Consider the following 4,798-nt stretch of genomic DNA (forward strand, 5'->3'; position numbering starts at 1 on the left):
GGCGGATACGGGGGCCCGGCGGTATGCGGCGGCACCGGCGCGGCGGGGGTGGCCCGCGACGGGACGGCGGGCGGAGGCGGAATGGTCGGCGGGGCCGCCACAGCGGGCGGCGCCGGCGGGCCGCTCGCGACGTGTGGTGGCGCCGGCTGCGCGGTCGAGGGCCGAGGGGGGTGGGCGGCAGCGGCCGGCTCGTGCGGTCGCCAGGCGGTGGACAGGGCCGCCAGGGACATCGTCGGCTCGGAGAGCGCCGACACGTCCGGCAGCTCGCTCGCCTGGGGGGCGGGAGCGGCGTCACCGAAGTACTGCCGGGCCGTGGTTACCGCCGGGTGGTCGGCACCGAGCACGGCGGGCCCCAGGGTGGCGACGCGCGTGTAGTTGCGGCGAGCCTCGTGCCGATTGCCCAGCTCGTGTGCCACGGCGGCCAGCTCGAAGGAGAGCGCCAGCATCAGCGGGTCGGCGTGCGGCCAGCGCCGCTCGCCGGCGGCGAACGCCTCCTCCAGCACCCGGCGGGCGGCCCCCGGGTCGTCCGCCTCGCGGTGCAGACGGGCCAGCAGGTGCGCGGTGCTCAGCACATCCGGGTGATCCGCGCCGTACGGCGGCCGGGCGGACCCGACGGCGTCGTCGAGCAGCCGACGGGCGGCGGTGAGATCGCCCGCGGCGCGCAGGGCGAGGGCCCGGTGCTGAACGGCGGCCAGGGGAGAGGGATGGGACACGTGGCCATGCTGCCGGGTAAGGGTGGCCGAACGCCACCCGGGCCACCGCTTACCGCCGGCTGGAATCGGGCGGCGGACCCCGTCCCACCTGCGCCGGCCCACCTGTCGGAAGCCGATGTGCATGATCCACCCGGGGCGTGTACAGTAACTCCCCGTGCGGCCCGCCGGGGCCGGCCGACGAGTGAGTTGATCACCTCGGTCGACGCGGTAGGCTGGACGAGCAAGTCCGGGTGGCGGAATGGCAGACGCGCTAGCTTGAGGTGCTAGTGCCCGTATAGGGCGTGGGGGTTCAAGTCCCCCCTCGGACACAACTGACTTGCCCCACGGTGCGCGCTGAGATCCACTGAAGCGCGCACCGTTCGCGTTTTCCGGGTGGTAGGTGAGCCGGAGCGCGAGTTGCCGGTAGACCTCGGCCTTGTCGGCGGGGTCGGCGTCGCGGAGAACGGTGGCGATGTCGCCGAGCGCCGCCGCCAGGCTCGTGATTTCTGTTCCGGTCATTCGGCGCGGGCTGGTGCCTGCCATCGCGCGGAGACCTGCTTTGACGCGGGCGCGTTCGGTCTGGGTTTGGGCGATCCATCCGGTGACGACAGCCGGGTCGGCTACGGCGTCGAGGGCTGCTCGGTAGCGCTCCAGCTTGACGTCGCATTCGGTGATGATTGCCTGGGCTGCCGTGGCATGACCGGGCGGATGATCCAGGGGTTGGGCGTCGGCCATCGCCGTGATCGTCTGTTCGATGCGGTGGGGTGCGAAGGCGGAGGCCAGCCAGGTGCCGAGCGGGTCGGTGAGGGCGTCCTCGCGCAGGTACACGTTGCGGGGATGGCCGACCTGGTTGGCGAGGGCGTACTCCTGGGGGAAGCGGCAGCGGTAGTAGGCGTTGCCGTGGTTGTTAGCTCGTCTGCGCTCGTCCGCAGGTGGTCGGGACGTCGAGGCGCGATTTCCCTGTGCGTGCTTCCACCCGCCGCCCCGCCCGTGACGTCGGCGTGATCCGCCCCTCGTTCTGCCCACACAGCGGCGGTGTTGCTGCAACGATGCGAGGCGTGGGATCCATGAACATGACGACGCCTGCCATCTCGCCCCTCGCCGGCGAACCTATCGAACACGCCGATGCCGAGCGCCTCGCGGGAATTCTGAAGGCTTTTGCCGATCCGGCCCGGCTACGACTGCTCAGCCTGATCCAGGCGACCCCGCAGGGCGAGGCGCCGGTGAGTGACCTCATCGCGCCGCTCGGTCTGTCCCAGCCGACCGTGAGCCATCACCTGCGGATCCTCACCGAGGCCGGCCTGCTCGAACGGGAGAAGCGCGGCGTGTGGGTGTATTACCGCCTGGTGCCGTCGGCGATCGCGGGTATCGCCGAGCTGTTGACGCCGCCCCGCAAGCGGGCGACGAAGAAGACCCGCTGACCGGCACAGCTCGTGGGCGCTGACGGACTGGTGCCGACGTCGGATGCCGTGACGGGGCCAGGCGACCTGGGTCCGGTATCTCGCCGAGGCGGCGGTACCGGGACGTCGCCGCCGTCGGTGCCGGTATTTGATGGGTGTTCCGGCAGCGACAGCGGCACCCTCGGCGACGGCGCCGGCAACACCGCACGATGACCGACTGCACCGCATCGGCGAACCTTGGCAGTTACAACGACAAGGCCGAGGACATTCACGGCTGACGCCCTGACCTTGATCGGCACGGCCTCGACCATCGGGTGGGTGGCGTCGAATACGCCACCCACCCGACCAGCGTCAGCGGAGCATCGCGGCGTACTCGGCAGCCAGGTGAAACCATCCGCTGAATTGATAAGAGAACTCAGTGGATAGAGTTCTTTCGCTGCGCGCCGGGATGCTGCGTAGCGTGACAGCCCTGGAGCAGTCCGATCGACTACCCGTTCGATCGCGTCGTCGAGGAGTGGCGCGTGCCCGTGTTCGCGAGCGCCTGCGCGACCGTGAGGCTGTCCTCGTACACGTGGTAGCGGATGATCTGACCCTCTTCGACGGTGACGTGCAGGGCGATCGGGAAGGTGTAGGCCCTGCCGGTGGCCTTCACCGTCTGGGAGATTTCTGCCAGGACTACCGCGTCCTTGCCGTCGACGAGGATTCGGGCCACGGATCCGCCTCGCTTGTCGGGTACGTGAAAGGCATCGAGCGCGCGGAAGTGGTCGGCGACGTCGGCGCGGGTCGAGCGGGGACGAATCCACGGCACCGCCGGGTGTCCCTCGACTGGCCAGTCCAACTGCCAGTCGACCTGCTCGGCGAACAGGTCAGCGATCCGGTCCGGGTCACCGTCGCCGACCCGGCGGAGGAGTTCCTCCACGACGGCGCGGGTGCTCCCGTCCTGCTGCCTGGAGACGTCGACAGGTGCGGGCTCGTTCGCGTTTGCGGCGAATTGGTAGTCGTACCGGATCCGCCCGTCCTGATCGAGCAGGACGAAGACATGACCTGTCCATACGACGTCGCCGCCGCTGGCAGGGACCATGTGGGTGGCGAATTTGATGGCGTTGTGGTGGCTTGCAGCACCGGTTGCGGAGGTGAAGACGAATCCTCCCACCTTCACGAACTCCTCGTATGCCCCAGTGACTCGAGCCTCGATGGCCGCATGCCCGCGGTGCTCCGCAGACTCAGTAAATTCGGCGCCGTCCTCGACCCATAGTGTGGTGATGGTCTTACGGCGGGCGTCCGGGTCGGGCTCGTTCCACACGCCCACGTAGCGGTCGACGAACTCGTTGATGTCAATCACAGTATCTTCCTTACTTTGGTGCTGGCGCAGGAGTTGCAGGCTTCGTTCCCTGAATCGTGCCCACGTCAGCACTGCTCCTGACCCGCCGCGTGGTCCTTCGCCAAGACACTACGGGCGGCTCACTGACACCTCCTGTCAGTGGATCGCGGCACACTTGTCGTCATGCGCGCGAGCCGTTTGGTGTCCATCCTGATGCTGCTGCAGACACACGGCCGCATGACCGCCCAGGCACTGGCGGAGACGTTGGAGGTGTCGGTACGCACCGTCTACCGGGACATGGAAGCCCTCAGTGCGGCGGGCATCCCACTGTTCGGCGAAGCGGGGCACGATGGCGGCTACCAATTGCTCGACGGCTACCGCACCCGGCTGACCGGCCTTACGGTCGCAGAAGCGGAGTCGCTGTTCCTGACCGGACTACCGACGGCGGCCGCGGATCTCGGCTTGGGCGCTGTCGTGACCGCCGCGCAACTCAAACTCATGGCATCGCTGCCGGCGGAACTACGCGACCGCGTTGGACGGATCTCCGAACGCTTCCATCTCGACGCGCCGTCGTGGTACCACGACGGCGACGACACACCGCATCTGACGGCGGTCGCGGACGCCGTGTGGAACCAGTTCCCCGTACGAATGCGCTATCTGCGATGGGCGGAACCTCACGAGGTCACCCGGACGGTGGACCCGTACGGGCTGGTCCTCAAAGCAGGCCACTGGTATCTCGTGGCCCGCAGCGCAGACCAGTTCCGTACCTATCGGATCTCCCGGTTGCTGGCCCTCGACGTGCTCACCGAGCGATTCGATCGGGTAGAAGGGTTCGACCTGGCCACCTACTGGCAGACCTACCTGGAACGCTTCGACACCCGCCGTCATCAGGGGCAAGCGACTCTCCGCCTCTCCCCGAACGCCCTGAAACGGCTGCCACACATCATGGAGCCGGCCATAACCCAAGCCGCCAACCAGATCGCAACCGAACCAGATCCGGACGGCTGGACCCGAGTCACCATCCCGATCGAATCCATCGACCAGGCCGTCCCCGAACTCCTGAAACTCGGAGCCGACGCCGAGATTCTCGCTCCCCAGGAACTGCGCGAACGGATCACCCAGACTCTCGACACGATGATCCTCATCTACCAGCGCCGCCGATAGCGGGACGGTGCGGGTAAGGGTGCAACGGGTCTGCCTGGTACCGCGATGGTGCTCTGGACGGGCTGGGCCACCAGCGTGCCGACCCGTGGCTCCGCCCGGACCAGCCCCTGTTGACGCAGGGTGGTCAGCGCCTTCGTCGCGGTAGCGAGGGCGACATTCCACCGGATGGCGAGCTGACGCGTCGATGGCACCCGGTCGCCGGGGCGCAGTTCGCCGTCGGT

Annotated in this window: 6 protein-coding genes and 1 tRNA gene; 4 read left to right on the top strand and 3 right to left on the bottom strand. The window is 68.6% G+C overall.

Translation table 11 applies throughout. From position 1 onward, the window contains the following. Positions 1-713 (bottom strand): tetratricopeptide repeat protein (locus ACSNOB_RS31455; RefSeq protein WP_436691010.1); only part of this gene is annotated, 713 nt, incomplete at its 3' end. 224 nt (positions 714-937) lie between these two features. Between ACSNOB_RS31455 and ACSNOB_RS31460 the strand changes: the two genes are divergently transcribed. The 3 genes from ACSNOB_RS31460 (at position 938) to ACSNOB_RS31470 (ending at position 2,113) form a co-directional block, all read left to right on the top strand. Then, positions 938-1,021 (top strand) — tRNA-Leu (locus ACSNOB_RS31460). Between the two features lie 64 nt (positions 1,022-1,085). Next, entirely contained in the window at positions 1,086-1,697 is a 612-nt protein-coding gene (locus ACSNOB_RS31465) for a hypothetical protein (RefSeq protein ID WP_436691012.1), read from the top strand. A 68-nt stretch (positions 1,698-1,765) separates the two neighbouring features. After that, positions 1,766-2,113: an ArsR/SmtB family transcription factor gene (locus tag ACSNOB_RS31470; protein ID WP_436691020.1), complete on the top strand. Its 348-nt coding sequence runs from the start codon at positions 1,766-1,768 to the stop codon at positions 2,111-2,113. A 466-nt stretch (positions 2,114-2,579) separates the two neighbouring features. Here ACSNOB_RS31470 and ACSNOB_RS31475 read toward each other — a convergent pair whose 3' ends face one another. Further along, positions 2,580-3,434, bottom strand: coding sequence for a nuclear transport factor 2 family protein (locus ACSNOB_RS31475; RefSeq protein ID WP_436691014.1), 855 nt, complete (start codon positions 3,432-3,434; stop codon positions 2,580-2,582). Between the two features lie 162 nt (positions 3,435-3,596). On the opposite strand from ACSNOB_RS31475, the gene ACSNOB_RS31480 reads away from it, so the two are divergent. Continuing rightward, entirely contained in the window at positions 3,597-4,577 is a 981-nt protein-coding gene (locus tag ACSNOB_RS31480; RefSeq protein WP_436691016.1) for a helix-turn-helix transcriptional regulator, read from the top strand. Here the strand turns inward: ACSNOB_RS31480 and ACSNOB_RS31485 are convergent. Further along, on the bottom strand, positions 4,559-4,798 hold a 240-nt coding region (locus ACSNOB_RS31485; RefSeq protein ID WP_436691018.1), incomplete at its 5' end, for a GntR family transcriptional regulator. The genes ACSNOB_RS31480 and ACSNOB_RS31485 overlap by 19 nt on opposite strands.

Source organism: Micromonospora sp. URMC 106 (genome assembly GCF_051386395.1).
GTDB lineage: Bacteria > Actinomycetota > Actinomycetes > Mycobacteriales > Micromonosporaceae > Micromonospora.